Annotated in this window: 20 protein-coding genes; 3 read left to right on the top strand and 17 right to left on the bottom strand. The window is 67.4% G+C overall.

Features of this window, described 5'->3' with window-relative positions:
- The first annotated feature begins 115 nt into the window (after nucleotides 1-115).
- Complete coding sequence (locus tag FHS28_RS09410) at nucleotides 116-1,351, top strand: multifunctional CCA addition/repair protein (protein WP_088454551.1); 1,236 nt, start codon at nucleotides 116-118, stop codon at nucleotides 1,349-1,351.
- Here the strand turns inward: FHS28_RS09410 and FHS28_RS09415 are convergent.
- The 11 genes from FHS28_RS09415 to purE all read right to left on the bottom strand — a co-directional run bounded on the left by FHS28_RS09415 (nucleotide 1,339) and on the right by purE (nucleotide 13,092).
- Nucleotides 1,339-2,475 (bottom strand): class I SAM-dependent methyltransferase, encoded by a 1,137-nt coding sequence (locus FHS28_RS09415; RefSeq protein ID WP_246409936.1) that lies wholly within the window; start codon nucleotides 2,473-2,475, stop codon nucleotides 1,339-1,341. The genes FHS28_RS09410 and FHS28_RS09415 overlap by 13 nt on opposite strands.
- 44 nt (nucleotides 2,476-2,519) lie before the next feature.
- Nucleotides 2,520-4,622: a putative bifunctional diguanylate cyclase/phosphodiesterase gene (locus FHS28_RS09420; protein WP_088454550.1), complete on the bottom strand. Its 2,103-nt coding sequence runs from the start codon at nucleotides 4,620-4,622 to the stop codon at nucleotides 2,520-2,522.
- Nucleotides 4,623-5,645 (bottom strand): uracil-DNA glycosylase, encoded by a 1,023-nt coding sequence (locus FHS28_RS09425; RefSeq protein WP_088454549.1) that lies wholly within the window; start codon nucleotides 5,643-5,645, stop codon nucleotides 4,623-4,625.
- Nucleotides 5,642-6,139, bottom strand: coding sequence for a ribosomal protein S18-alanine N-acetyltransferase (gene rimI, locus FHS28_RS09430; protein WP_088454548.1), 498 nt, complete (start codon nucleotides 6,137-6,139; stop codon nucleotides 5,642-5,644). The genes FHS28_RS09425 and rimI overlap by 4 nt, the downstream gene beginning before the upstream one ends.
- 11 nt (nucleotides 6,140-6,150) lie before the next feature.
- On the bottom strand, nucleotides 6,151-6,930 hold the full coding sequence (gene tsaB / locus FHS28_RS09435; protein WP_088454547.1) for a tRNA (adenosine(37)-N6)-threonylcarbamoyltransferase complex dimerization subunit type 1 TsaB: 780 nt from the start codon (nucleotides 6,928-6,930) through the stop codon (nucleotides 6,151-6,153).
- A gap of 49 nt (nucleotides 6,931-6,979) precedes the next feature.
- Nucleotides 6,980-7,675, bottom strand: coding sequence for an OmpW/AlkL family protein (locus FHS28_RS09440; protein ID WP_221193860.1), 696 nt, complete (start codon nucleotides 7,673-7,675; stop codon nucleotides 6,980-6,982).
- A 26-nt stretch (nucleotides 7,676-7,701) separates the two neighbouring features.
- On the bottom strand, nucleotides 7,702-9,096 hold the full coding sequence (locus FHS28_RS09445; protein ID WP_184294469.1) for an alpha/beta hydrolase family protein: 1,395 nt from the start codon (nucleotides 9,094-9,096) through the stop codon (nucleotides 7,702-7,704).
- 339 nt (nucleotides 9,097-9,435) lie between these two features.
- The gene (locus FHS28_RS09450; protein WP_088454544.1) at nucleotides 9,436-10,374 is read right to left on the bottom strand and encodes an SGNH/GDSL hydrolase family protein; all 939 of its coding nucleotides are present in this window, start codon (nucleotides 10,372-10,374) and stop codon (nucleotides 9,436-9,438) included.
- The gene (locus FHS28_RS09455) at nucleotides 10,371-11,411 is read right to left on the bottom strand and encodes an L-threonylcarbamoyladenylate synthase (RefSeq protein ID WP_310736768.1); all 1,041 of its coding nucleotides are present in this window, start codon (nucleotides 11,409-11,411) and stop codon (nucleotides 10,371-10,373) included. Before FHS28_RS09455 ends, FHS28_RS09450 begins: the two co-directional genes overlap by 4 nt.
- Nucleotides 11,412-11,467: 56 nt before the next feature.
- Nucleotides 11,468-12,628 (bottom strand): 5-(carboxyamino)imidazole ribonucleotide synthase, encoded by a 1,161-nt coding sequence (locus tag FHS28_RS09460; RefSeq protein WP_088454542.1) that lies wholly within the window; start codon nucleotides 12,626-12,628, stop codon nucleotides 11,468-11,470.
- Nucleotides 12,628-13,092, bottom strand: a complete 465-nt coding sequence (gene purE / locus FHS28_RS09465; protein WP_088454585.1) for a 5-(carboxyamino)imidazole ribonucleotide mutase — start codon at nucleotides 13,090-13,092, stop codon at nucleotides 12,628-12,630. The genes FHS28_RS09460 and purE overlap by 1 nt, the downstream gene beginning before the upstream one ends.
- A gap of 174 nt (nucleotides 13,093-13,266) precedes the next feature.
- Here purE and FHS28_RS09470 point away from each other — a divergent pair, with 174 nt between their 5' ends.
- Complete coding sequence (locus FHS28_RS09470; protein WP_088454541.1) at nucleotides 13,267-14,223, top strand: tetratricopeptide repeat protein; 957 nt, start codon at nucleotides 13,267-13,269, stop codon at nucleotides 14,221-14,223.
- 94 nt (nucleotides 14,224-14,317) lie between these two features.
- On the opposite strand, the gene FHS28_RS09475 is transcribed toward FHS28_RS09470, so the two are convergent.
- From FHS28_RS09475 to fba, 4 genes are all read right to left on the bottom strand, one after another.
- Nucleotides 14,318-15,463, bottom strand: coding sequence for a tetratricopeptide repeat protein (locus FHS28_RS09475; protein ID WP_088454540.1), 1,146 nt, complete (start codon nucleotides 15,461-15,463; stop codon nucleotides 14,318-14,320).
- 11 nt (nucleotides 15,464-15,474) lie between these two features.
- Nucleotides 15,475-16,371 (bottom strand): phosphoribosylaminoimidazolesuccinocarboxamide synthase, encoded by an 897-nt coding sequence (locus FHS28_RS09480; RefSeq protein ID WP_088454539.1) that lies wholly within the window; start codon nucleotides 16,369-16,371, stop codon nucleotides 15,475-15,477.
- Nucleotides 16,372-16,477: 106 nt separating this feature from the next.
- Nucleotides 16,478-16,921, bottom strand: coding sequence for a gamma-glutamylcyclotransferase family protein (locus tag FHS28_RS09485; protein ID WP_088454538.1), 444 nt, complete (start codon nucleotides 16,919-16,921; stop codon nucleotides 16,478-16,480).
- Between the two features lie 16 nt (nucleotides 16,922-16,937).
- Nucleotides 16,938-18,002, bottom strand: a complete 1,065-nt coding sequence (fba, locus tag FHS28_RS09490; protein WP_088454537.1) for a class II fructose-bisphosphate aldolase — start codon at nucleotides 18,000-18,002, stop codon at nucleotides 16,938-16,940.
- 378 nt (nucleotides 18,003-18,380) lie between these two features.
- Here fba and FHS28_RS09495 point away from each other — a divergent pair, with 378 nt between their 5' ends.
- Entirely contained in the window at nucleotides 18,381-19,400 is a 1,020-nt protein-coding gene (locus FHS28_RS09495; RefSeq protein WP_184294471.1) for an STAS-like domain-containing protein, read from the top strand.
- A 226-nt stretch (nucleotides 19,401-19,626) separates the two neighbouring features.
- Here the strand turns inward: FHS28_RS09495 and pyk are convergent, their stop codons facing one another.
- Together pyk and FHS28_RS09505 are read right to left on the bottom strand one after the other, a co-directional pair.
- Nucleotides 19,627-21,057 (bottom strand): pyruvate kinase, encoded by a 1,431-nt coding sequence (gene pyk / locus FHS28_RS09500; RefSeq protein WP_088454535.1) that lies wholly within the window; start codon nucleotides 21,055-21,057, stop codon nucleotides 19,627-19,629.
- A 200-nt stretch (nucleotides 21,058-21,257) separates the two neighbouring features.
- On the bottom strand, nucleotides 21,258-23,576 hold the full coding sequence (locus FHS28_RS09505) for an NADP-dependent malic enzyme (protein ID WP_088454534.1): 2,319 nt from the start codon (nucleotides 23,574-23,576) through the stop codon (nucleotides 21,258-21,260).
- Between the last annotated feature and the right edge of the window lie 404 nt (nucleotides 23,577-23,980).

A 23,980-nucleotide genomic window follows, 5' to 3' on the forward strand; every position in this document is an offset into this window, starting at 1 on the left:
TCGGCCCTTTGGTCCGCTGAAGCGGACACTCATGTGCAGGTGACATGGGTGAATATACCTAGCTAGAGTAAATTAACTACCCCCACTGTTGGGGATGCTGCACCGCAACATGAGTATGCAAATGTATCTGGTCGGCGGCGCCGTCCGCGACGCCCTGCTGGGTTTGCCGGTGCAGGACCGGGATTGGGTGGCGGTTGGGGCCGACCCGCAAGCCTTGCTGGATGCGGGCTACCTGCCGGTCGGCAAGGACTTCCCGGTGTTCCTCCACCCGCAGACGCATGAAGAGGTGGCCCTGGCGCGGACCGAACGCAAGGTGGGGGCCGGCTATCGCGGATTCACGGTACACGCGGCGCCCGATGTGACGCTGGAAGAAGACCTTGCTCGCCGCGACCTCACCATCAATGCCATGGCCCAGGCCGGGGATGGGTCGCTGGTGGACCCCTACGGCGGCCAGCGCGATCTGCAGGCCAAGGTGCTGCGGCATGTGTCGGACGCCTTTGTGGAAGACCCGGTCCGCATCCTGCGTCTGGCCCGCTTTGCCGCCCGCTTCAGCGATTTCACCGTGGCGCCGGAGACGGTCCGCCTGATGCGCCAGATGGTGGAGGACGGCGAGGTCGATGCCCTGGTCCCCGAGCGGGTCTGGCAGGAGATGTCCCGCGGCCTGATGGAGGCCCGGCCGTCCCGGATGATCGAAGTGCTGCGGGATTGCGGCGCCCTGGCGCGTCTGGCCCCGGCACTGGACCGGCTTTTCGGCGTGCCCCAGCCACCGGCGCATCATCCGGAGGTGGATACCGGCGTGCACCTGCTGCTGGTGCTGGACCAGTGCGCCAAGGTGCAGGCGCCGCTGACGGTGCGCTTCGCAGCCCTGTGTCACGACCTGGGCAAGGGCGAGACGCCCGAGGCCGACCTGCCCCGACACCCCGGCCACGACCAGCGCGGGGTGCCGCTCGCCGAAGCCTTGTCCCTGCACTGGAAGGTGCCGACCGACTGCCGGGAACTGGCGGTGCTTGTGGCGCGGGAACATATCCACGTCCACAGCAGCCTGACGTTCACCCCCGACGCGCAGATGCGGCTGCTGGAGCGCTGCGACGCGCTGCGGCGACCGGAGCGTTTCGAGCAGATGCTGCTGGCCTGTGAATGCGACGTGCGCGGCCGCACCGGCATGGAGCAGCGGGACTATCCGCAGCGGCCCAAGTTGATGGAGGCCCTCGCCGCGCTGCAGGCGGTGGACACCGCAGCCGTCTCGGCGCAGGCCATCGCGGCGGGCCGCCGGGGACCGGACATCGGCCAGGCGATTCATCTGGCCCGGTTGAATGCCTTGCGAACCCTGGCGACGGCTCAGAGCATGTAAGAGCGGTCGCCGCGCTGGAAGCCGATGGCGTCGAACTCGTCGCCCGGCACAAAGCCGATGACCTTGAACAGCTCGCCCATTTCATGCTCGGCGATCAGCCGGTGGGCCATGCTGCGCTGGGCGATGTCGGCGTGCTCCATCAGGTCCACCAGCCCGCAGTTCATCAGGAAATGCGCCTGACTGGTGTAGCCCAGCACCGTCAGCCCGGCCTCCTGCCCCGCCAGCGCAATGCCGGTGAAGTTCACATGCGTGGTGATGTCCTTCTGCCCGGGCAGGGACAGTGGATCCGGGTCGGCACGGTGCAGGTGGTGGCACATCAGGGTGCCCCCGGTGCGCTGCGGGTGGTAGTACTCCGATTCCGGGAAGCCGTAGTCGATGAAAAACGCGGCGCCACGCTTGAGGTGGTCGGCCAGGGTGCGCACGAACGCCTCCGCCTGCGCATGCACTTCGGTCACGGTGCCCGGCACGAAGGTCATGTCCGCCTCGGGCGGCGTCGGCGGGCGGGCCGTGGTGGGGCGGTCGGCGAAGCAAAGCTGGCCCTGCCCGTCCATTTCCACGCCACGTTCGCGCCACTGGCGGCCGGTCCAGTGCAGCAGCTGCACCGGCATCGCATCCAGCAGTTCATTGGCCACCAGCACGCCGTGAATCTCGGTCGGCCACTGGTCCAGCCATTGCACCCGCGGCGCAAAACGCGCGAGTCGCTGGGCCTGCCGCTCGCGCAGCGTGCCGGAGAGATCCACGATCTGATAGGACTCGAGCGGCGTGCCCAGCGCGTCCAGCGTCTCGATCAGTTGCTCCGCCAGCGCACCGCTGCCAGCGCCGAATTCAATGACGGTGCGGGTGTCGCTCACCGTCAGCGCCTGCGAGACCTGACGGGCCAGCGCCTGTCCGAACAGCGGGGAGAGCTCCGGTGCGGTGACGAAGTCCGAGCCCTGCTGCGGCATGGTGCCGAACTTGCGCAGGCTGTTGGCGTAGTAGCCCAGACCCGGCGCATACAGCACCAGGCTCATGTAGCGGTCAAACGGCAGCCAGCCGCCCGCGTCGTCGATCGCCTGACGCAGCAGCGCCTGCATCGCGGCGCTGAAGTCGGCGTCCGCGCCTGGTGGAACGGCAGCAGCGGCCATGGAAGCGGCGGCCACTGATGTGGCGGGAACGGGGGCAGCAGTCATCAGTCGATCCTGGGCAGCAACGCCCGGCCGCGTCGGGCCAGCCAGGCTTCAAACTCATCCGCCGGCATGGCACTGGCAATCGCCTCGCCCTGAAGCTCGTCGCAGCCCCATTCGGCCAACAGGTGCCATTGCCGGGCGTTGCGCACGCCTTCGGCGCCCACCCGCAGGCCCAGGCCTTTGGCCATCTGCACCATCGCGCGGGTGATCGCGGCGGCGCCGCTGTTGTCCGGCAGCTCCGCCACAAAGCTCTGATCGATCTTGAGCTTGTCCAGCGGCAGCCGGGTCAGCTGGTTCAGGGCGGTGTAGCCGGTGCCGAAGTCGTCGATGGAGATCGCCAGCCCCTGGCTGCGCAAGGTCTTCAGCAACTCCGGCAGGCGCTCGATCTCTTCGGTGAGCATGCGCTCGGTCAGCTCCAGCTCCAGCCAGTCGCCGGGCACCCCGGCCGACTTGAGGATCTGTCCGACCGACTTCGAAAAACTCGCCAGCCGGAATTGCATGCTGGAGAGGTTCACCGCGATGGGCACCGCGGCCACGCCGCCGTCATGCCAGAGCCGCGCCTGACGCGCAGCCTCGCGCATGACCCATTCCCCCAGCGGCAACATGAGCCGGTGCCGCTCCGCCACCAGGATGAAGGCATCCGGCGTGAGCAGGCCCCGCACCGGATGGCGCCAGCGCAGCAGCGCCTCGGCGCCCACCAGCACACCGGTCCGGGCATCCACCTGGGGCTGATAGAACAGCACGAACTCGTCGGCGGTGAGGGCCTGCGCCAGTTCGCCTTCCAGCACCAGGTCCGCATAGGCGGTGGCGGCCATGGCCGGCTCGAAGAATCGATAGGTGGCCCGGCCGGCGGCCTTGGCCAGATACATCGCCGTATCGGCATGCTGCAGCAGCTCTTCGGGCGTGCTGCCGTGTTCCGGATAAAGCGCCACGCCGATCGATGGCGTCACCGACAGGTCGCGCCCATCCGCCCGCACCGGCACTTCCACCACGCTCAGCAGCGCATGGAGCACCACCAGCACATCCTTGCGCTGGGCGACATGCTCCAGCAGCACCACGAATTCATCGCCGCCGAAGCGGGCCACCAGGTCGCCTGCGCGCAGACCGGCGCGCAACCGGTCGGCGACGGTGCGCAGCACCTGATCGCCTTCCAGATGGCCCAGCGAATCATTCACCCGCTTGAAATTGTCCAGGTCGATGAACAGCAGCGCGGCGCCCTCGCCGCCGCGGGCCAGGCACTCCCGCAGCCGCTCCATCAGCGTGTTGCGGTTGAGCAGACCGGTCAGCGGATCGTGATGCGCCAGATGATGGATGCGCGCCATGGCTTCGTGCTGGGCCCGCAGGTCCCGCACCACGCCCATGCGGTAGCTCTGGCCGCCGCAGCTGAGCGTGCGCACGATCAGCTCCACCGGCAGCCGATGTCCTTGCCCATCGAGGATGACGGTCTCATAGTGGGTTTCGTCGCCCGCCTCCATCACCGACCGCACCATCGCCACTTCTTCCGCCGCGACGAGGTCCAGCGCCTGCCGGCCGACCAGCGACGACAGCGGCAGCTTGAGCAGCTCGCACAGCGCCGGATTGGCATCGGTGATCACACCGTCACGATGGAAGACGATGCCCTCCATCGAGGCCTGCATGAACTTGGCCATGCGCTCTTCCGACTCCCGCACCGCCTGTTCGGCCTCGCGGTAGCGGGTGATGTCGTTGATCAGCACAAAGGCCGATTGCACCTGGCCGTCATCCGGCGAGAGATGCGGGATGAGGTTGACCTCCATCCAGCGCACCTGCCCATCCGGGCCCTGCAGGCGGCGCTCATAGTTGACGCTCACATGCTCATCCAGCACCCGTCGCACCTGCGGCTGGATCTCGCGGGCGGCGTCCTCGCCAATCACTTCGCTCACCGTCAGGCCCAGGATGTCGTCTTCATCCAGACCAAAGGCCGCGGCGTACTGGCGGTTGGCAAACAGGCAGGTGAGGTCATGCGCGTCGAAAACCGCAATGAGCACCGGCACGTTGTCCGCCAGCAGCCGGAACTGGGCAGCCTGGTCCTGTGCCGACAGCTGCGGACGGACCCGGTGGGGGGACGGCGACGTGTCGCGGCTCATTCAGCCTCCGGCCTCCAGCGTCTGGCGGGCCAGACAGAGGTCTTCCCAGGCGCGCGCCTTGTCCGGCAGGTTCCGCAGCAGGTAGGCCGGGTGATAGGTGACCACCAGCGGCACGCCCTGGTAGCGGTGCACCCGTCCGCGCAGGCGGCCGATGGCCTCCTGGCTCTGCAGCAGCTGCTGCACCGCGAAGCGGCCCATCGCCAGGATGATGCGCGGCTGGATCAGCTCGATCTGCCGCTGCAGGAAGGGCTCGCACTGCGCCAATTCGGCCGGGTCCGGATTGCGGTTGCGGGGCGGGCGGCACTTGAGGGTGTTGGCAATGAAGACCTGCTGCTCCGGCGGCCCTTCGCTGCGGCTCAGGCCCAGCGAGCGCAGCATGCTGTCCAGCAGCTTTCCTGCGGGGCCGACAAACGGTTCGCCCTGCAGGTCTTCCTGCTCGCCGGGCGCCTCGCCAATGATCATCCAGTGCGCCTGCGAATGACCCACGCCGAAGACGGTGTTCTTGCGGGACTCGCACAAGCCGCAGGCGCGGCAGTCCGCCACGGCGCTGCGCAGGCCGTCCCAGTCCAGCGCGGCGATGGCCTCGCGGCTGAGACCTTCGCGCGCGGGATGGACATCGTTTCCGGCAGGCGCGCCGGTGGCGTCGGCCAGCGGGTCACGACCGGCCCCGGGTAGCGCCCGTGCCAGGACTTCGGCGACGCGCTGCGGCGCGGGGGCCGGGCTGCGGTCCGTCGGCGGCGCGGCGCGGGGACGCTCGACCGGCGGCCGTGCTGCGGGAGCCGTGGGACGGGTGGCGGGAGGCGCAGCATCCGCGTCGATCGATGCGCGCGGACGCTCCGCCACGGCCACCCCGGCTGACGCTTCGCCCGCACCCGCGGCTTCGCGATGCACTGCGGGCGCCGACCCGTGCGCGGCCGCACGCTCGCCACCCGCTGCAGTGACATCGGTGGCCACCGATGGCGGCACCCAGATCTTCAGGCCCATGGCCTCCAGCATCCGGCGTTGACGTTCACTCCAGCTCATGGGCTGCCTCCGGTCAGTCGCAGCGTCATCAGCAGCGCATCCTCGCGGCCCTCGGCGCAGGGGTAGTACCCGCGCCGCAAGCCGCTCTGTACAAATCCATAGGCCTCGTAGAGGCGACGGGCCCGTTCATTGCTCACCCGCACTTCGAGCCAGATCTGCTCGCAGCCCCGGGCGCGGCCGAGCACCGCCAGTGCGTCCAGCATGCGGCGGGCCAGCCCCTGACCTTGCAGATCCGGGGCCACGGTGATGTTGAGCAGGTGCATCTCATCGATCACCTGCATCGCCAGGAAGTAGCCGCACAAGCGGCCCTGTCCGTCCCGCAGCACAAAGCCGACATAGCCGGCGGCCAGCGAGTCGATGAAATTGCCACGCGTCCAGGGATGGCTGTAGGCCACGTTCTCGATGGCCATCACCTCATCCAGGTCGATGGTGCGCAGCGGCTGCAGGGCCTGCAGCGCGGGCGAGAGAAGAATGTCCTTGGCTTGGGCACTCATGCGGAGCCTCCTCAGCCGGGAATGGCGCCCGGGCCGGTGGCGGGGGCCATGCCGGCAGCCACAGTGGCCGCAGGGGTCGCAGCCGCCGCAGCCGCCGCAGCCGCCTTGTCCGCGGCCCGCTCTGCCGTGGTCTGTGCGACCTTGTCCCGCACATACAGCGGCAGCGCCTGGGCCGGATCCTGGGCCAGGCCCTGGTCCCAGGCCTGCTGCGCCAGCGATCCCAGCGCCCGGGCGCGGGACCGGGTCTGCTCCACACGGCGCGCCGCGCCAGTGTCCAGTTGCAAGGCCAGCAGCGCGGTCCCGGCGACGCACGCGGGCGGCTGGTCGGCCCAGCGGGCCAGCAGCGGCGCCGGATCGGTCAGCATCGGCGCTTCCAGCACGTCCCAGAACGTGCCGTTCCAGCGGTAATGGCCGGCATAGATCTGGCCCATGCGGGCGTCCATGGCCACCCAGACGTCGGTGTGATCGTCCGATTGCAGGCGCGCGTCTTCGGCCACCAGCATCAGGCTGTCCAGCGCCAGCACCGGTTTGTCCGCTCCGAAAGCCAGGCCCTGCGCCACCGAGCAGGCGGTGCGCAGACCGGTGAAGGCGCCCGGCCCCTGTCCGAACGCCACCGCATCGACCGCCGACAGCGACACCCCCGCAGACTTCAGCAACTGCAGGGCGTCCGGCACCATGCGCTGCGAGGCCTGGGCACCGCCATCGGCATCCACAAAAGCAGAATGGCCCTGACCCCAAAGGGCCAGAGCCATGTGTTCGGTGGAGCTATCCAGGGCCAGTAACACGCTCATGCAGCAAGTGTAGTGGCCCCGGCCGGCCCGGGAAGGGCCTCCCCCTCGTTTAGAAGGAGTAGCCGAGCGACAGCGAATACACCATCGGACGGAAATTGATGCGCGTGCGCAGCGTTTCCTCGCCCGTATTGGTGGTGGTCACGGCGCGCATGTTGCTCTTCACATCCGCATAGGCGGCGGTGCCGACCAGCGACCAGTTCTCGTTGTAGCGCAGCGTGAAGCCCACGTGAGCCGCGGCGCCCCAGGAGTTGCTCAGGTAGATCTTGGTGGGGCCGCCCGAGACCGCGTCACCGGTGGCGGTGCTGCGGGTCTTCTCGAAGTAGGTGTAGTTCACGCCCAGGCCGACGAACGGATAGAGCTTGGGCAGCAGCGGACCGAAGTGGTAGTTGACGAACGCGGTCGGCGGCATCTGACGCACGACGGCGATCTGACCGGCATTGGCCAGCACGCCATTGCCATACACCTTGTGCGAGGGCGGGATGCCCAGCACCAGCTCACCGCTCCAGCTCTCGGCGAAGCGGTAGACCAGGCCGAAACCGGTGGTCGTCTGGTCGCCCACGCGAATCTGGGCGCCCGGCTCGGGGAACTGCTTGGAGCCGCCTGACAGCGCGGCGGCCTTGCTGTTCACGTCGATGTGGGCCAGGCCCACATACACCGTGGTGGTGCCAACGGCCGACTGGGCGCTGGCCAGACCGCTCAGCGCCAGCAGGGCGGCACCGGCGACGAGGGAAATGTTCTTTTTCATCATGTGTCTCCGAATCTGTTCAAGCATCAGCCGCCGGCGGCCAGCACGCTCTGGAAGTAGCCGCGCACGACAGCGTTGCAGAACGGAGGCACCAGGGTGCCGTGATACTGGGCCTGGACCGCACGGGGACCGGCGGTCGGGTCGGTCGGGGCCGAGGCGGCAGCGGCCGCGGACACGGCGGCCTGGGCCTGCTTGAAGCCACCGTTGACGGTCGGGCCGACGGAGGTCGCGTCTTCCAGGTTGAAGGCGGTCACACGGGCGCCCAGCGCCGTCTTGGCCACCGGGGTGTTGACCGCGTAGAACACGGTCGGGTCATTGGCGCCACCGCACAGGGCGACCGGATGCTGCGGCGACCAGTTCAGCAGCGTGTTGGTCTGCAGCGCCTTGCGGAAGTTCGACGTGGCGTAACCGGCGCGGAAGGTGTCGGTCAGCAGGCCACCAGTGCCGAACAGCTTGGTGAAGGTGCCACCGTCGTTGGGCAGCTTGCCAGCGGCGATCAGGTCGGTCAGCGGCGTGTCCGTCGGGAACAGCGTTTCGGCCGTGGCGGCGTACGGCGACTGGTAGACGTCCGTCGTGGCGCTGTAGATGTTGCCGTAGGCCTTCTGGAAGCTGGTCATCATCAGCGGCAGGAACAGCGTGGCGCCGGCATTGACCTGGCCGCTCGGCGACACGATCGTGTCACCGAAGCCCACCAGGTTGTAGGGGCCGGACATCGGGCCCGAAGCGGTCACGGTGAACTCGCTGGCGTAGTCACGCTCCAGCACCTTCTGGGTCGCCATGGCCACGTGGCCGCCTTGCGAGTAACCGGCCACCAGCAGCTTGGTGGACGGCTGGGTGGTCGTGGCGGACGAGCTCAGGTAGCTCTTGGCTGCGCGCAGGCCGTCGATCATGTCGACAGCCGAGGCTTCCGCATTCAGGTAGGGCGTGTAGTTCAGGCCCGAGCGGTCATAGCCCAGGTAGTTCGGCGCCACCACGATGAAGCCCTGGGCGGCGTAGAACGCCATCACCAGCGAGGCTTCGGTGTTGGTCGTCACCTGAGCCATGTTGAAGCTCTTGGTGGTGGTGGTGCCGTGTGCATACAGCAGCACCGGACGGTTGCCGGTACAGGCCGCATTGGTGCCGGTGGGCAGCAGCACGGCAGTGGAGGCGGTGGCCGGGTTGCCGCCCGGATCGCGGGTCATGTAGTAGACGTAATGCACGTCCACATCGCACTTCGCAGCGCCGGTCAGCGTCTGAATGTTCTTGCTGGAGGTGCCCGCATCGATCTGGGTGGTCGTGGCCTTGCCGCCGAGCTGACCCAGGATGACGGTGCCACGTGCCGGCGGCGCGTCATCGCTGGCGGAATTGCTGCCGCCGCCGCAGGCGCTCAGCATCACAGATGCAGCCAGAGCCAGGCCGGCCAATGGGAAATGGCGATTCATTCAGACTTCTCCAGGGTTGTCTCCGTCGCTTGTGCTCCGGGAGAGAGGCACTAAATCGAACGGTCGTTCGTTTTTGTCAGTGATCACTATAGGCAGGGGTCGATGCGTTCTAAAACGTAAAAACCCTGACACGGCGACAGCATGCCAGGGTCGGGCGCACACACGCATCAAAGTCGCGGCGCGGCCGCAACACATTTCAGTCCGCTGTGCGATTGCGGCGGTGATGCCAGAGGAGATTCGCCGAAATGGTGCGTGAATCGCCACCAATGAAAAAGGGACAGGCATGACCTGTCCCTTTGGATCGTGTGCGGTGTCCGGCAAGCGCCGGACCGCGGTGGATCAGAACGGATTGTTCGATGCGCGCGACTGCGCCAGGGACCCGATGCGGGACTGGATCGCCGGGCCGAGAACCGTGTTGCTGGCCCACATGTAGTTCGACGAGGTGGCCGAGGTGGTCAAGGTCTTGTCGGTACACAGCGGCGGCTGGTAGGCCGCCAGGCACGCCGCTTCCGTCGAGTTGGCCAGGCCGTAGGCACTGGGGTACTTGGCGGCCGTCTGGCTCAGTTCGTCGGTCAGGATCAGGCCGATCTTGTGGCCGTCGTTGGTGACGTTCAGGCGCAGGCCGAGGTTGAAGCGGGACGACAGCTCGGAGAGCAGCCGGGCGCGGTCGGTGTCCGCATGCGACTGACGCTCCGCCACGGCGAACGGCGTCACGCCGACGTCCGGCATGGTGGAGATGATCACCTTGCCGCCCGCATTCGCGATGGCGTTGACCGTCTTGGCCAGGGCCTTGCCGCGCGCTTCGGCTTCATCGCCGAGCACGGCTTCGCTCTGGGCGCCGTAGGAGGCATAGAGCTCGAGGATGTCATTGGCACCCGCCAGCACCGTGACCAGGTCCTTGCCATTGAAGCCGTCCAGGGCGAACTGCTGGTCCACCTGCGAAGCGACATCGGCGACCTTGGCACCGGCGGTGGCATACATCACCGCCGTGGTCGCGGCCAGATTGGACGTATTGCACTGCTTGAAGACCAGGCCGTAATACGACGCCAGCGTCTGCACCCAGATCGGGTTGGACGAGCAAGCGATGGCACCGGTGGTGGTGTCCGTCGCATTGATCGTGTACTTGGTGCCGTCGGAGCGCAGTGCGCTGGTTTCGTCACCGAAGGCGATCAGACGCGCGGGCCGGAACGGATCGACTTGCGAACTACCGCCGCCGCAGGCAGCCAGCAGCGCGGTCGCCCCCAGCAGGACGGCCAGGTGGCGCTTCAAACTCTTCATGAATTCTCCAAATCATCAAACTCCGGCGTCGCAAAAGCCGCCGCCGCTCGGGACAATCGATCCCGGATACCGTCCCAGGCCGCATCGGCCGGCGGTGCTTCCACCCAGATCTGCGCCGCACCGGCCGCATCCAGCTGCCGCAGGACCGCGAACAGCTCGCGGGCCACGGCTTTGGCCTCGCCGGGCATGGGATGGTGCAGCACCCCCGCCACGCCCGTGAGACCGGCATGACGGGAATATACCGCCAGCCCCGGCGGCAACGGACCGGTCAGGGCCTGTTGCAGCGCCTCGGAACTCAGAAGCCGCACGGTGGCCCGCGGCGCATAGTGCGCGGCCAGGGTCCCGGAGGCTTTGGGGGCCGAACGGTCCGGCGCGCGCAGCGGCTCGCCGGCCGCGGCCTCGAGTTGCGCCGGGGTCAGCACCCCGGGACGCAGCAGCACCGGATGACCGCGGCTGCAGTCCACGATGCTCGATTCGATGCCCACATCGCAGGGGCCGCCATCCAGCACCAGCAGCGACGGACCGAATTCGTCGGCCACATGCGCGGCCGTGGTCGGGCTGACCCGGCCGAAGCGGTTGGCGCTGGGCGCCGCCAGGCCTTCGACGCCGAGCGCGCGACAGGCCGTCATCACGGCGCGGGCGACCGGATGGGACGGGCTGCGCAGGCCGACCGTGGGCTGTCCGCCCGCTGCCGCCGCTGCCACCTCGGGACGTCGCTGCACGATCAATGTCAGCGGGCCGGGCCAGAAGGCGTCGATCAGGCGGTGGGCCACCGGCGGCAGGTCCTGCGCGAAGTGGCGGGCGCCCTGCTCGTCCAGCACATGGACGATCAGCGGATGGTCACTCGGTCGGCCCTTGGCGGCGAAGATGCGGGCCACGGCGTGGTCCTGATCCGCACGGGCGGCCAGGCCATAGACGGTTTCGGTGGGCAGACCCAGCAGCTGGCCGTCGGCCAGGGTGCGGGCGGCGCGATCCACCGCCTCGGCGGCGTGACCGTCCAGCACCTGGGCACTGCCCTCAGACCTGGTGCCGTCCACGCCCATTCCTACGCCAGTTCCTACGCCAGTTCCCACGCTCATCTCCTGCGTCTGGCTCACCACTGCTCGGGCAAGCCCAGCAAGGCACAGGCGCGGCGAGCGCTGTCGCGCGCGGCCTCGGGTGTCGCGCCGACCAGATTGAGGTGACCCATCTTGCGTCCGACCCGTGCCTGGGCCTTGCCATACAGATGCAGCGACGCACCCGGCAAGGCCAGCACGCCCGCCCAGTCCGGCGTGCGCTCCTGGCCTTGCGCATCGAACCAGAGGTCGCCCAGCAGATTGAGCATGACGACCGGGGAATGCAGGCGCGGCTCGCGCAGCGGCAGGCCGGTCATGGCGCGGACCTGCATCTCGAACTGAGACAGGTCACAGGCATCCATCGTGTAATGGCCGGAGTTGTGCGGCCGTGGTGCCATCTCGTTGACCACAAGACGACCGTCCTTCAGCACGAAGAACTCCACGCACAGCACGCCGACATACGACAGCCCCTGCGCGATGGCCACGGCGCTTTGCCGGGCCTGGGTCTGCAGCGCCTCGGGCACATCCGGCGCCGGCACTTCGGTCACGGCGAGGATGCCGTCGCGATGCAGGTTCTGCTGCACCGGGAAGGTGACGGCCTGGCCATCCGCGCCGCGCACCACCAGCACGCTCAGTTCCAGCGCCAAAGGCAGCATCTGTTCCAGCACGCATTCGACTTCGCCAAGTTCCTGAAAAGCGGTGGCGAGCTGGCCGCGGTCGGTGACCCGGCGCTGGCCCTTGCCGTCGTAGCCAAGGCGGGCGGTCTTGAGGATGCCCGGCAGCAGCTCGTCGCCGACGGTGGCGAGGTCGGCGGGGCTGCGCAGCACCGCATAGGGTGCACACGGCACGCCGCTGGCCACGAAGTGCGCCTTCTCGCGGCCACGGTCCTGGCAGACCGCCACGGCGCTGCCGGCCGGTGCCACGGTGCGGGTGGCCGCCAGCGAGTCCAGCGCGCGGGCGGGGACGTTTTCAAATTCGGTGGTGATGGCGTGGCAGCGCTGGGCGAGCTGCGACAGCGCGGCGCCGTCCAGATAGTCCGCCTTCAGGTGGGCCTGCGCGACCGCGCCGGCCGGGCTGGACGCATCCGGATCCAGCACCACGCAGGTGTAGCCCAGCGACTGGGCCGCCTGCACGAACATGCGACCGAGCTGGCCGCCCCCCAGCACCCCCAGGGTGGCTTCGCCTGGCAGCAACGGCATCAGCGCAGCTCCTCGGTCATGGCGGTGGCGGCGGCGGTCTGGCGCTTGCGGAAGGCGTCGAGCTTGTCGCGCAGCGCGGGATTGTCCCGGGCCAGCATCGCCACCACGAAGAGCGCGGCATTGCCGGCGCCGGCGTTGCCGATGGCGAAAGTGGCCACCGGAATGCCCTTGGGCATCTGGACGATGGAATGCAGCGAATCCACCCCCTGCAGGTGACGGCTGGCGACCGGCACGCCCAGCACCGGCACCAGCGTCTTGGCGGCCAGCATGCCGGGCAGATGGGCGGCGCCGCCGGCCCCGGCGATGATGGCCCGCAGGCCGCGACCTTCGGCCGCTTCGGCGTAGGCGAACATCTCGTCGGGCATGCGATGTGCCGACACCACCCTGGCCTCAAAGGGCACACCGAACTCGGTGAGAATGTCGGCGGCGTGCTTCATGGTCTCCCAGTCGCTGCTGGAGCCCATCACCACGCCGATCAGCGCGGCAGTCTGGGGAGCGGTGTCGGGCGTGTTGGCGCTGCTCACGGGGTCGTCCTGATTCGTGTAATCCAGAAACCTTGAATTGTAGGCGTCCAGCCTCAGTTGCCATGTTTCCGGCCTTTGCTACGCTGTACTCCACTGTTCCCAGTTGAATTCGCCATGACCGACATCACCCTGCAAAACTTTGAATCCGAGCTGTTGCAAGCTTCCATGCAGCAGCCGGTGCTGCTGGACATCTGGGCCCCCTGGTGCGGCCCGTGCCGCACGCTGGGTCCGATGCTGGACAAGCTGGAGGTGGCCTATGCGGGCCGCTTCAAGCTGGCCAAACTCAACAGTGACGATCAGCCGGAAATCGCCACGCAGCTGAGCCAGGCCTTTGGCGTGCGCTCGATTCCGTTCTGCGTGATGTTCGTGGGCGGCCAGCCGGTGGATGGCTTTGTCGGCGCCCTGCCGGAAGCGCAGATCCGCGAATTCCTGGACCGTCATGTGCCCAGCGGCGAGGAACTGGAAGCCGAGGAAGACCTGGCGGAAGCCCAGGCGCTGATGGAAGAAGGCGATAACGCCGCGGCGCTGGAGAAGCTGCACGCCGCAGTGCAGGCCGACCCGTCGAATGAAACCGCCCGCTTCGACCTCGTCCGCGCGCTGCTGGAGGCCGACCTGCTGGACGACGCCAAGGCGGCCTTCGAGCCGGTGGCGCATCGCGCGGCGGACACCCTGACGCCGCATCCGCGCTTTGCGGCGCTGGGCACCTGGATCGCCGCCGCGGAGCGTGCATCTCAAGGCATGGACCCCGCCGGCCTGCAGGCCGCCATCGCCGCCAACAAGCGCGACTTTGACGCCCGCTTCACCCTGGCGCAGGGCCTGCTGGCCGGTCGCGACTTCACCGGCGCGATGGATGAGCTGCTGGAAATCATCATGCGCGACAAGACCTGGAACGACCAGCTCGCCCGCAAGACCTACGTGGCCATCCTCGAGTTGATGACCAAGCCGGCGGCTGCGCATGCCGCTGCAGCCGATCCAAAGGGCAGTCTGCAACTGGCCGGTCCGAGCGCCGTGGCATCGGCGGATCCACTGCTGGATCAGTACCGCCGCAAGCTGAGCATGGCGCTGTTCTGATCGAGGCCGCGGCGCGCGATACACGCGCGCGCCGTGGGACGGTGCGGGCGCGGAGCGGCCTCGTGGCCACAGCGCCTGGGCGCCGACGAACTCGTCAGTGCGAAGCGCTCAGGCCGGCCTGGCTCAGTGCCTGCCGCCAGTGTTGCTGGTGGGCGGCGTATTGCCCCCACACCTCATCCGCCAGCGCTTCATGGCGCTGGGCGTCGTCCGTCTGGCCCAGCAGGCGGAAGACCTGCGCCAGCCGGCTGTGGGTGATGGCGCGATCGTCCAGATCGCAGCTGGGATCCAGCTCGATTTCCGCTTCCCGCGCCTGCAGCAGCGCCAGCTCCTGCTGACCGCTGTTGGCGCGGCACCAGGCCATGTCCGAGAGCAGGCTGCTGCCCAGTCGCTCCAGCCCCTGCGCCATGGCTTGCGGCAGATGCTGTTCATACAGCTGCCGGGCCTGCTCAAACCGCCCCTCCACCGTCAGCACCTGCGCCCGCAGCACGGGCGTGAGCTCGTTCATCATGGCGGCGCCGACGGCGGCGTCGTAGTGATCGACCGAATCCACGCTCAGCAGCATTTCCTGCACCCGCACCGCGCCGTTGAGGCTGTCCCGGCGCAGTTGCGCCACCCGCATCGCCGCCATGTTGTACATGAGCGCGGACAAGGTGGTGTCGTCCCCTTCCGCGGTCGCGTGGCGGCGGGCCTGCTGATACCAGCGCTGGGCCACTTCGCTGTCGCCGGTGAAGTGCCAGGCCACACCCAGCGCCATGCTCAGGCGCGCCAGCGCGCCGTGGTCCACCTCGGGGCGGGCCTGCGCCAGGCAGCGGCGGGCGTGATGGATCAGGGCGTCCAGCTCATGCCGCACATAGGCCAGTTGCGCCAGCCAGGCATCGGCCAGCACCTGCACGTCGCCCAAAGCGCTGTGAGCCGTGGCAATGGCATGGGCGCGGGTGATGCGCTCCAGCGCCGGCTGCACCGCGAAGCCGTTGTAATAGGCCATCAGCCCTTCGGCCAGGTGGAGCCACGCGCCGATCTCGGCATGCGGATGCTGGAAGGAGAGCTGGTGCAGCACCGTCAGCGCCTCGCGGGCTTCGGACAGCGCGCCGTGCCGGGCCAGCTGCATGGCGCGCCGGGCACGGGGCGCCACCGAGGCCATGGGCGACTGAGCCGTGGCGACCTGCTGGTCCAGCTGCTTGAAGAGACGCGATTTGACAGCCGCGGCGGCGGCGCTGGAGACCGGTGTGGGGGCATCCATGGCCGGCCGCCTCAGCGTGTCAGCCGTTCAAGGGCTTCCTGGTACTTCTCGGAAGTCCTGGTGATGACGTCGTCCGGCAGCGCGGGCGGCGGGGCGACCTTGCCCCAGGGCTGGCCGTTGACGGTGGCCTGCTCCAGCCAGTCGCGCAGGAACTGCTTGTCGTAGCTGGGCGGGTTGCTGCCGACGGCATAGCTTTCGGCAGGCCAGTAGCGGGAAGAATCGGGGGTCAGCACCTCGTCCATCAGGGTGAGGGTGCCGTCGGCGTCGAGGCCGAATTCGAACTTGGTGTCCGCGATGATGATGCCCTTGGTCAGGGCATAGTCGGCGGCGCGGCGGTAGAGCTGGATGGCGATGTCGCGCACCCGTTCGGCCATCTCGCGGCCGATGATGGCGGCGCAGCGCTCGAAGTCGATGTTTTCATCGTGGTCGCCCATCTCGGCCTTGGTGGCCGGGGTGAAGATGGGCTCGGGCAGCTTGCTGGCGTTCTGCAGGCCGGGCGGCAGTGGCACGCCGCAGACCTTGCCGCTGTCCTTGTATTCGGACCAGCCGCTGCCGGCCAGGTAACCGCGCACCACCGCTTCGATGGGCAGCGGCTTGAGCCGCTTGACCAGCATCGCGCGGCCGCGCACCTGGTCCTGCTCCTGCTCGGTGACGACCGACAGCGGGTCATCGCCGGTGAGGTGGTTGGGGACGATGCCGTCCAGCTTCTCGAACCAGAACAGCGCCATCTGGGTGAGCAGCGCGCCCTTGCCCGGGATGGGCTGGTCCATGATGACGTCGAAGGCCGAGATGCGGTCCGACGCAATCATGAGGATGCGGTCTTCCCCCACGGCATAGTTCTCGCGCACCTTGCCGCGAGCGATGAGAGGGAGGGAGCGGATCGAGGAGGTGTGCAGGGCGGCGGTCATGGACGGTGCGCAACTTTGCAGTGCGGGGCTGGTGCGGGAGAACTTCGGGATTCTAGGGAAGTTCTGCGTCGGGTCCGTGATCGGCGCGCTGGTGTTCTGGGGGGTGTCAGCCCGGGGCAGCCTTGGGCGTGGCGTGGAAACCGGTGTAGCGCTCGACGAAGCGGGCCTTGCCTTCGCGGTCAAAGCGGTCTTCGTCCCAGGCGCCTGGGTCGAGCGCGTGGGCGCGGTCGTCCTTGAAGAGGTAGGTCCAGGCCCGCAGGGGCAGGCCGTCCGGACCGGTGATCAGCACTTCGCTGCGCTGGTAGTCGTCGCCTTCGAAGGCGTCGAGGCGGGGCCAGGCGGCCTCGGGCAGGTCGAGGTAGACCCGTCCGGCGACCTCAGCCCCTGTGTGGGGGCGCAGCCCGGGGTAGTCCTGGCCGCGCACCGGATGGCGCGCATGGTCGGTCAGCCGGGCGGGCTGCGGCGGATGGGCGGGCGCGGCGTCGGGTCCGCAGACCCGGGCCATGATGTCGGGCCACATGAGCGAGCCGTAGACAAACAGGTGAGCCACGTCGCCGCCCTCCGGCTTATTGGACGACCTGGGCCAGTTCGCCGCTGGCGTAGGCCTTGGCGGTGTCCACCAGGCTGCGCGGCTTGATCTTGCCGGCCTGACCTTCGCAGCCGAACTCGAGGTAGCGCTGCTTGCAGACCAGCTTGGCGGCTTCGCGGGCGGGCTTGAGCCATTCGCGGGCGTCAAACTTTTCCGGGTTCTCATGCAGGAACTTGCGGACGGCGCCGGTCATGGCCAGGCGGATGTCGGTGTCGATGTTGATCTTGCGGACGCCGTACTTGATGGCTTCCTGGATCTCCTCGACCGGCACGCCGTAGGTTTCCTTCATGTTGCCGCCGTACTGGCGGATGATTTCCAGCAGCTCCTGGGGCACGCTGGACGATCCATGCATCACCAGGTGGGTGTTGGGGATGCGGGCGTGGATTTCCTTGACGCGGCTGATGGCCAGGATGTCGCCCGTGGGCATGCGGGTGAACTTGTAGGCACCGTGGCTGGTGCCGATGGCAATCGCCAGGGCGTCCAGGCCGGTGGCCTTGACGAACTGGGCGGCTTCTTCGGGGTCGGTCAGCAGGGCCGAATGGTCCAGCACGCCTTCGGCGCCGATGCCGTCTTCTTCACCGGCCATGCCGGTTTCGAGGGAGCCCAGGCAGCCCAGCTCGCCTTCGACGGTGACGCCGACGCGGTGGGACAGCTGCACGACCTGACGGGTGACGTCGATGTTGTAGTCGAACGAAGCCGGGGTCTTGCCGTCGGGCATGAGCGAGCCGTCCATCATGACGGAGCTGAAGCCCAGGTCGATGGCGCCCTGGCAGATGGCCGGGGTCTGGCCGTGATCCTGGTGCATGACCAGGGGGATGTGCGGATACGCTTCGACCGCGGCCTGGATCAGGTGCTTGATGAAGCTTTCGCCGGCATATTTGCGGGCGCCGGCGCTGGCTTGCAGAATGACCGGCGCATTGACTTCGTCGGCCGCAGCCATGACGGCCTGGACTTGCTCGAGGTTGTTGACGTTGAATGCGGGAATGCCGTAGCCCTGTTCGGCGGCATGGTCCAGCAGTTGGCGCATCGAGACGAGTGCCATGAGAGTTCTCCGGAGAAGTGAAAAATTCTGGAGGCGCGGACTGCCGTCCATCGTTCCGAAGCGGAGCCGGAAGCACGATGGAGGCGATGTAACCACGCCGTAACTGCAACGATTCTAGCGAGCCCCTGTGTGCTGCCCGTGTCGGGACCTGTAACGTCCCCCAAACAAGTGCTGCAGGGTCTGGAGAGAAAACCGGCCCCAGATCCGGGGTGATCCGGGGTCTGTTCGCTTGCACACCCAGGACGGGGGCCGGTACGCTTGCGAATGGGTGAGCAAGCTTCGTGCCCTGGCGCATGGCCTGGCACCCGTTTTCGCCCTGCGTGGCCCGCCGCATTGCGCTGCGCACGCCGCCTCCGTGTTGCCGCCCCCAGGAGTTTCATGACCCGACTTGTGCTGGACCAGTTGTCGCTGTGGATCACAGCGGCCGCCAATGAACACGGGCTGGATCTGGCCGCGCATGTGGAAGAGCGCACCGGGGCGAGCCGGCGGGCGGCACAGGCGGCGCTGAAGCGGCTGGTGGACGCACAGTGGCTGGTGCGCAGCGGCACGAGCCGGCGGCCGGTGTACGGGCCGGGCGCCCTGCGGCAGGTGGTGCGCAGCTTCACGCTGCACCAGTTGCAGGAAGATGTGGCCTGGCAGCGGGATTTCGCGCCCCATTTTGACTTCCCCCGGCATGTGCAGCGGATGGTGCAACATGCCTTCACCGAGCTGGTGAACAACGCCATCGACCACAGCGGCGGCACCAGTGTGACGGTGTCGCTGCGGCAGACGCCGCGGCATGCGCAGCTGCTGGTGTCGGACGATGGCTGTGGGGTGTTCGACAAGATCTGCGGGACCTACGAACTGACGGATGCGCAGCATGCGATGCTGGAGCTCAGCAAGGGGCGGCTGACGACGCAGCCACAGGCACATACCGGGCGCGGGCTGTTCTTCAGCTCGCAGTTGGCGGACGTGTTCGATATTCATGCCAACGGGCAGGCGTTCCAGCGGCGCGCGTGGCAAGGCAATGCCTGGCTCCCGGGAAAGGGACTGCCGCGTCAGGGCAGCTCCATCTACATGGCGGTGGCCCTGGACACGACCCGCACCCTGGAGCAGGTGCTTCAGCAGTGGAGCGTGGATGGCAGCGGCATCGCGTTCGACCAGACCCGCGTGTTGCTCCAATTGGTCGTCGGGCCCGGACAAATGCTGGACTCGCGCGCCCAGGCCCGGCGCGTGACGTCCAGGCTCCCGCAGTTCAAACGCGTGGAAATCGACTTCTCCGGTGTGGAAGACGTCGGGCACGCCTTCGCGGATGAGCTGTTTCGGGTGTTCGCGAAGTCGCATCAGGCGGTGGAGTTGGTGCCGCTCAATATGGCGCCCAGAGTGGCGGCGCTCGTGGCGGCGGTGCAAAACGGGTGAGGCGCTAGCAGCTGCGGTTTGCGCTTTGCAGCACTCAAGCGCGCGCTGATGGCAGAAGCCGCCGCTCACCATTCGCTCCATTCAGCGCTCGGCCGTAAAGGTCCTCCCCCATCAAGACCCTTCAGACTCTCGAAGTCTCCATGGGTGGTCATGTGCGCGCGAAAGGAAAGAAAAAGGCGCGAGGGTCACCTCGCGCCTTCGCCTTCGGATGGGAAGGGGTGAACGCTTACCCGACGCGGCAGACCTTCAGCATGTTGGTGCCGCCCGGATACCCCATCGGCTCGCCACAAGTGATGGCGTAGGTGTCTCCCGGCTTCAGGACACCACGCGCCACCAGCAGGTCCTCCGCCGCCTTCAAGGCCTGGTCGCGGTCATCAAAGTTGGGCATGAGCACCGGCGTAACATTGCGGTACAGCGCCATCTTGCGATGGGTCAGCACCTGCGAGGTCAGCGCATAGATCGGCACATGAATGCGGTGACGGCTCATCCACAGCGCCGTGGAACCCGACTCTGTCAGCGCCACGATGGCCTTGCAGCCGAGGTGGTGCGCCGTGAACAGCGCGCCCATGGCGATCGACTGGTCAATACGGCCAAATTGGCGATTGGCGAAATCAGTGTCGAGGCTGACGAACTCGGCGTTCTCGGCTTCCAGCGCAATGCTGGCCATCTGTTCAATGGTCTCGACCGGGAAACGGCCCGCGGCCGTCTCCGCGCTCAGCATGACGGCGTCCGTACCGTCCAGCACCGCATTGGCCACGTCGGACACTTCCGCACGCGTCGGCACCGGGTTGACGATCATCGACTCCATCATCTGCGTGGCCGTGATGCAGAGCTTGTCCAGCTCACGTGCCATGCGGATCATGCGCTTCTGCAGCGCCGGCACCGCGGCGTGGCCCACTTCCACAGCCAGGTCGCCGCGGGCCACCATGATGCCGTCGCTGGCCTTCAGAATGGCTTCGAGGTGAGGAATCGCCTCGTAGCGCTCGATCTTGGCAATCATGCCGGGCTTGTGGCGCCACGGCTCGCCCGCCACGTTGGCCAGCTGACGGGCCATTTCCATGTCGGTCGCATTCTTGGGGAAACTGACCGCCAGGTATTCACACTGGAAGGACATCGCCGTCTTGATGTCTTCCATGTCCTTGGCCGTCAGCGCAGGCGCGGTCAGGCCGCCGCCCTGCTTGTTGATGCCCTTGTTGTTGGACAGCTCACCGCCCTGCTTGACGATGGTGTGCACCTGCGAGCCGCGCACCGACTCGACCGTCAACACCAGCAGGCCATCATTGAGCAGCAGGGTGTCGCCAGGCTTCACGTCGCGTGGCAGTTCCTTGTAGTCCAGGCCCACACACTGCTCATTGCCCAGCTCGGTACGGTCGGCATCCAGCACAAAGGGCGTGCCGTTGATCAGCTCGATCTTGCCGTTTTCAAACTTGCCGACGCGAATCTTCGGGCCCTGCAGGTCGGCCATGATGGCCACTTCCTTGCCCGCCCGCGCCGCCACTTCACGCACCAGGCGCGCACGGTCAATGTGGTCCTGCGCCTTGCCGTGCGAGAAGTTCAGACGCACCACGTCCACCCCCGATTGAATCATCCGCTCCAACACCTCCGGCGAGGACGATGCAGGACCCAGGGTGGCGACGATCTTGGTGGCGCGGAACATGGCGTTGTCTCGGTCTGAAATTTAGTTACAGCCGCCGATTATGAATCGCATCGGCGTCGGCGAGGGGTTCCTGAAGGTTACCAGCGGGTTTCCAACACGGGGGACCCATTTCCAGGTCAGGGCGCCCGTGTTCAGTGCGGGGCACCCTGTCCAGCCCGGAGAACCGGCAAGTGCGGTGCCCCGGGCGGACGCCCGGCTCGTCAGGCGCGGCTGGCCTGCACGTCCGCGACCGCCAGCGCCGTCATATTGACGATGCGGCGCACGGTGGCCGAGGGGGTCAGGATGTGAACCGGGCGAGCTGCGCCCAGCAGGATCGGCCCGACGGTCACGCCCTGCCCGCCCACGATCTTCAGCACATTGAAGAGGATGTTGGCCGCGTCCAGCGTCGGCAGCACCAGCAGGTTGGCGTCACCCTTCAAGGTGCTGTCCGGCAGGAAGGTGTGGCGCACGTCTTCGGAGAGCGCCGCATCGCCATGCATTTCGCCGTCGCATTCGACATCCGGATGCTGTTCGACAAACAGGTCCCGCGCTTCGCGCATCTTCACCGCCGAGGGACGCTTGCTGGAGCCGAACATCGAGTGGGAGAGGAACGCCAGCTTGGGCGGCAGTCCGAAGCGCTTGAGCTCGTCCACCGCCTGCGCCGCGATCTCCGCCAGTTGCTCGGCATCCGGGTTGTCATTGACGAAGGTGTCGGCAATGAACAGGGTGCGCTGTTCCAGCATGAGCGCATTCATGGTGGCGAAATTGCGCACGCCCGGCTTGAGGCCGATGATGCTGTTGACATGCTCCAGGTGCGAGTCAAACCGACCGACCAGGCCGCAGATCATCGCGTCGGCATCGCCCAGGTGGATGGCCAGCGCGCCAATGGTGGTGTTGGAGCGCCGTACCGCCGACTTGGACATCTCCGGCGTGAAGCCCTCGCGGCCCATGATCTGGTGATACGCCTCCCAGTACTGGCGGAAACGGGCGTCGTTTTCGGGGTCGATGACCGCCACATCCTCGCCCAGCTTCAGCCGCAGACCCGCCCGCTGCAGGCGCATCTGGATGACTTCGGGGCGACCGATCAGGGTGGGCTGCGCCAGACCTTCGTCCAGCGCCACCTGCACCGCACGCAGCACCCGCTCGTCTTCGCCTTCGGCATAAATGACGCGGGCCGGCGCGGCCTTGGCCGCTGCAAACACCGGACGCATGAACATGCCAGTCTGATAGACGAAACGCGAGAGCTGTTCGCGGTAGGCGTCCATGTCCTGGATGGGACGGGTGGCCACACCGGACTCCGCCGCAGCCTTGGCCACCGCCGGCGCAATGCGCAGGATCAGGCGGGAATCAAACGGCTTGGGAATGATGTAGTCCGCGCCGAACACCAGCTCCTGGCCCGGATAGGCGGCCGCCACTTCCGGCGGCGTCTCGGCCTTGGCCAGCGCCGCGATTTCGCGGACGCAGGCCAGCTTCATGGCTTCAGTGATCTTGGTGGCGCCGCAATCGAGGGCACCACGGAAGATGTAGGGGAAGCACAGGACGTTGTTGACCTGGTTCGGGTAGTCCGAACGGCCCGTGGCCATGATGCAGTCCGGCCGCGCCTGCTTGGCCAGCTCGGGACGGATCTCCGGCTCCGGATTGGCCAGCGCCAGGATGATCGGCTGACGCGCCATGGTCGAGACCATGTCCGCCGTCAGCACACCCGCGGCCGAGCAGCCCAGGAAGACGTCCGCATCCTTGACCACATCGGCCAGCGTGCGGGCCGGCGTGGTCTGGCAGTAACGGCGCTTGGATTCGTCCAGCTTGCCGGCATCGGCCCGCTCGGTCTGGATCACGCCCTTGGAATCGACCACAAAGACGTTCTCGCGCTTGACGCCCAGGCCCACCATCACGTCCAGGCAGGCAATCGCCGCAGCCCCCGCGCCCGACACCGCCACCTTGACCGCGCCAATATCCTTGCCCACCAGCTCCAGGCCGTTGAGCAGCGCCGCGCTGGAGATGATGGCCGTGCCGTGTTGGTCATCGTGGAAGACGGGGATGTTCATCCGCGCACTCAGCTGCTTCTCGATGTAGAAGCACTCCGGCGCCTTGATGTCTTCCAGGTTGATGCCGCCCAGCGTCGGCTCCATGGCGGCAATGATCTCGACCAGCTTGTCCGGATCGCGCTCGGCCAGCTCGATGTCGAAGACGTCGATGCCGGCAAACTTCTTGAAGAGGCAGCCCTTGCCTTCCATCACCGGCTTGGCCGCCAGGGGACCGATGTCGCCCAGGCCCAGCACCGCCGTGCCGTTGGTGACCACGCCGACCAGGTTGCCGCGCGAGGTGTACTCCGCCGCCAGGGTCGGATCTTTTTCAATGTCCAGGCACGGATAGGCCACGCCCGGCGAGTAGGCCAGGGACAGGTCCCGCTGGTTCGACAAGGCCTTGGTCGGCGTGACCGCGATCTTGCCGCGGGTGGGATGACGGTGATAGTCCAGCGCTGCCTCACGCAGCGCCGCTTCGGCAAGACTCAGGCCGTGGCCGTCGTGGTGTTCACTCATGCGGGTTCTCCAGATGCTTCCATTAGACAGGAGCCTCTACTCCGTCCAAAGGGGCTCGAAGCTTAAAGGCTCCCGGCCCCGCCTGCCGATGCTTTCAGTTTTGACTTCCATGCAAAGATGGCCTTCGATTGCGCGCTCTCCATTCGCCCAGCTGCATCATTCGCACAACATCTCGAGTGACTTCCCCAGAGATCGCAGCTGTGACGACATGTTTCTGAGGCATGCCATCCCTAGAATCGCGCCCGCCCCAAGGCCGTCCCCCGTCCCGTACAGCCTTGTTTTCCAGCCTTCGTGATTGCCAGAGCATGCCTTTCAAGACACATTTCCTGTGGTGGCCCATGAGCCTTTCGGGCCGCACCCTTTTCTCGGCAACCGCCCCGGGCACGGTCCCGGTCGGTGCTTCG

Origin of the sequence: Roseateles terrae, assembly GCF_014192155.1 — a bacterium.
Classification (GTDB): Bacteria; Pseudomonadota; Gammaproteobacteria; order Burkholderiales; family Burkholderiaceae_C; genus Roseateles; species Roseateles terrae.

Coding starts and splice junctions, on each gene's coding strand:
- FHS28_RS09410 (WP_088454551.1), top strand. CDS start 116: ATGCAAATGTATCTGGTCGGCGGCGCCGTCCGCGACGCCCTGCTGGGT.
- FHS28_RS09415 (WP_246409936.1), bottom strand. CDS start 2,475: ATGGCCGCTGCTGCCGTTCCACCAGGCGCGGACGCCGACTTCAGCGCC.
- FHS28_RS09420 (WP_088454550.1), bottom strand. CDS start 4,622: ATGAGCCGCGACACGTCGCCGTCCCCCCACCGGGTCCGTCCGCAGCTG.
- FHS28_RS09425 (WP_088454549.1), bottom strand. CDS start 5,645: ATGAGCTGGAGTGAACGTCAACGCCGGATGCTGGAGGCCATGGGCCTG.
- rimI (WP_088454548.1), bottom strand. CDS start 6,139: ATGAGTGCCCAAGCCAAGGACATTCTTCTCTCGCCCGCGCTGCAGGCC.
- tsaB (WP_088454547.1), bottom strand. CDS start 6,930: ATGAGCGTGTTACTGGCCCTGGATAGCTCCACCGAACACATGGCTCTG.
- FHS28_RS09440 (WP_221193860.1), bottom strand. CDS start 7,675: ATGAAAAAGAACATTTCCCTCGTCGCCGGTGCCGCCCTGCTGGCGCTG.
- FHS28_RS09445 (WP_184294469.1), bottom strand. CDS start 9,096: ATGAATCGCCATTTCCCATTGGCCGGCCTGGCTCTGGCTGCATCTGTG.
- FHS28_RS09450 (WP_088454544.1), bottom strand. CDS start 10,374: ATGAAGAGTTTGAAGCGCCACCTGGCCGTCCTGCTGGGGGCGACCGCG.
- FHS28_RS09460 (WP_088454542.1), bottom strand. CDS start 12,628: ATGCCGTTGCTGCCAGGCGAAGCCACCCTGGGGGTGCTGGGGGGCGGC.
- purE (WP_088454585.1), bottom strand. CDS start 13,092: ATGGGCTCCAGCAGCGACTGGGAGACCATGAAGCACGCCGCCGACATT.
- FHS28_RS09470 (WP_088454541.1), top strand. CDS start 13,267: ATGACCGACATCACCCTGCAAAACTTTGAATCCGAGCTGTTGCAAGCT.
- FHS28_RS09475 (WP_088454540.1), bottom strand. CDS start 15,463: ATGGATGCCCCCACACCGGTCTCCAGCGCCGCCGCCGCGGCTGTCAAA.
- FHS28_RS09480 (WP_088454539.1), bottom strand. CDS start 16,371: ATGACCGCCGCCCTGCACACCTCCTCGATCCGCTCCCTCCCTCTCATC.
- fba (WP_088454537.1), bottom strand. CDS start 18,002: ATGGCACTCGTCTCGATGCGCCAACTGCTGGACCATGCCGCCGAACAG.
- FHS28_RS09495 (WP_184294471.1), top strand. CDS start 18,381: ATGACCCGACTTGTGCTGGACCAGTTGTCGCTGTGGATCACAGCGGCC.
- pyk (WP_088454535.1), bottom strand. CDS start 21,057: ATGTTCCGCGCCACCAAGATCGTCGCCACCCTGGGTCCTGCATCGTCC.
- FHS28_RS09505 (WP_088454534.1), bottom strand. CDS start 23,576: ATGAGTGAACACCACGACGGCCACGGCCTGAGTCTTGCCGAAGCGGCG.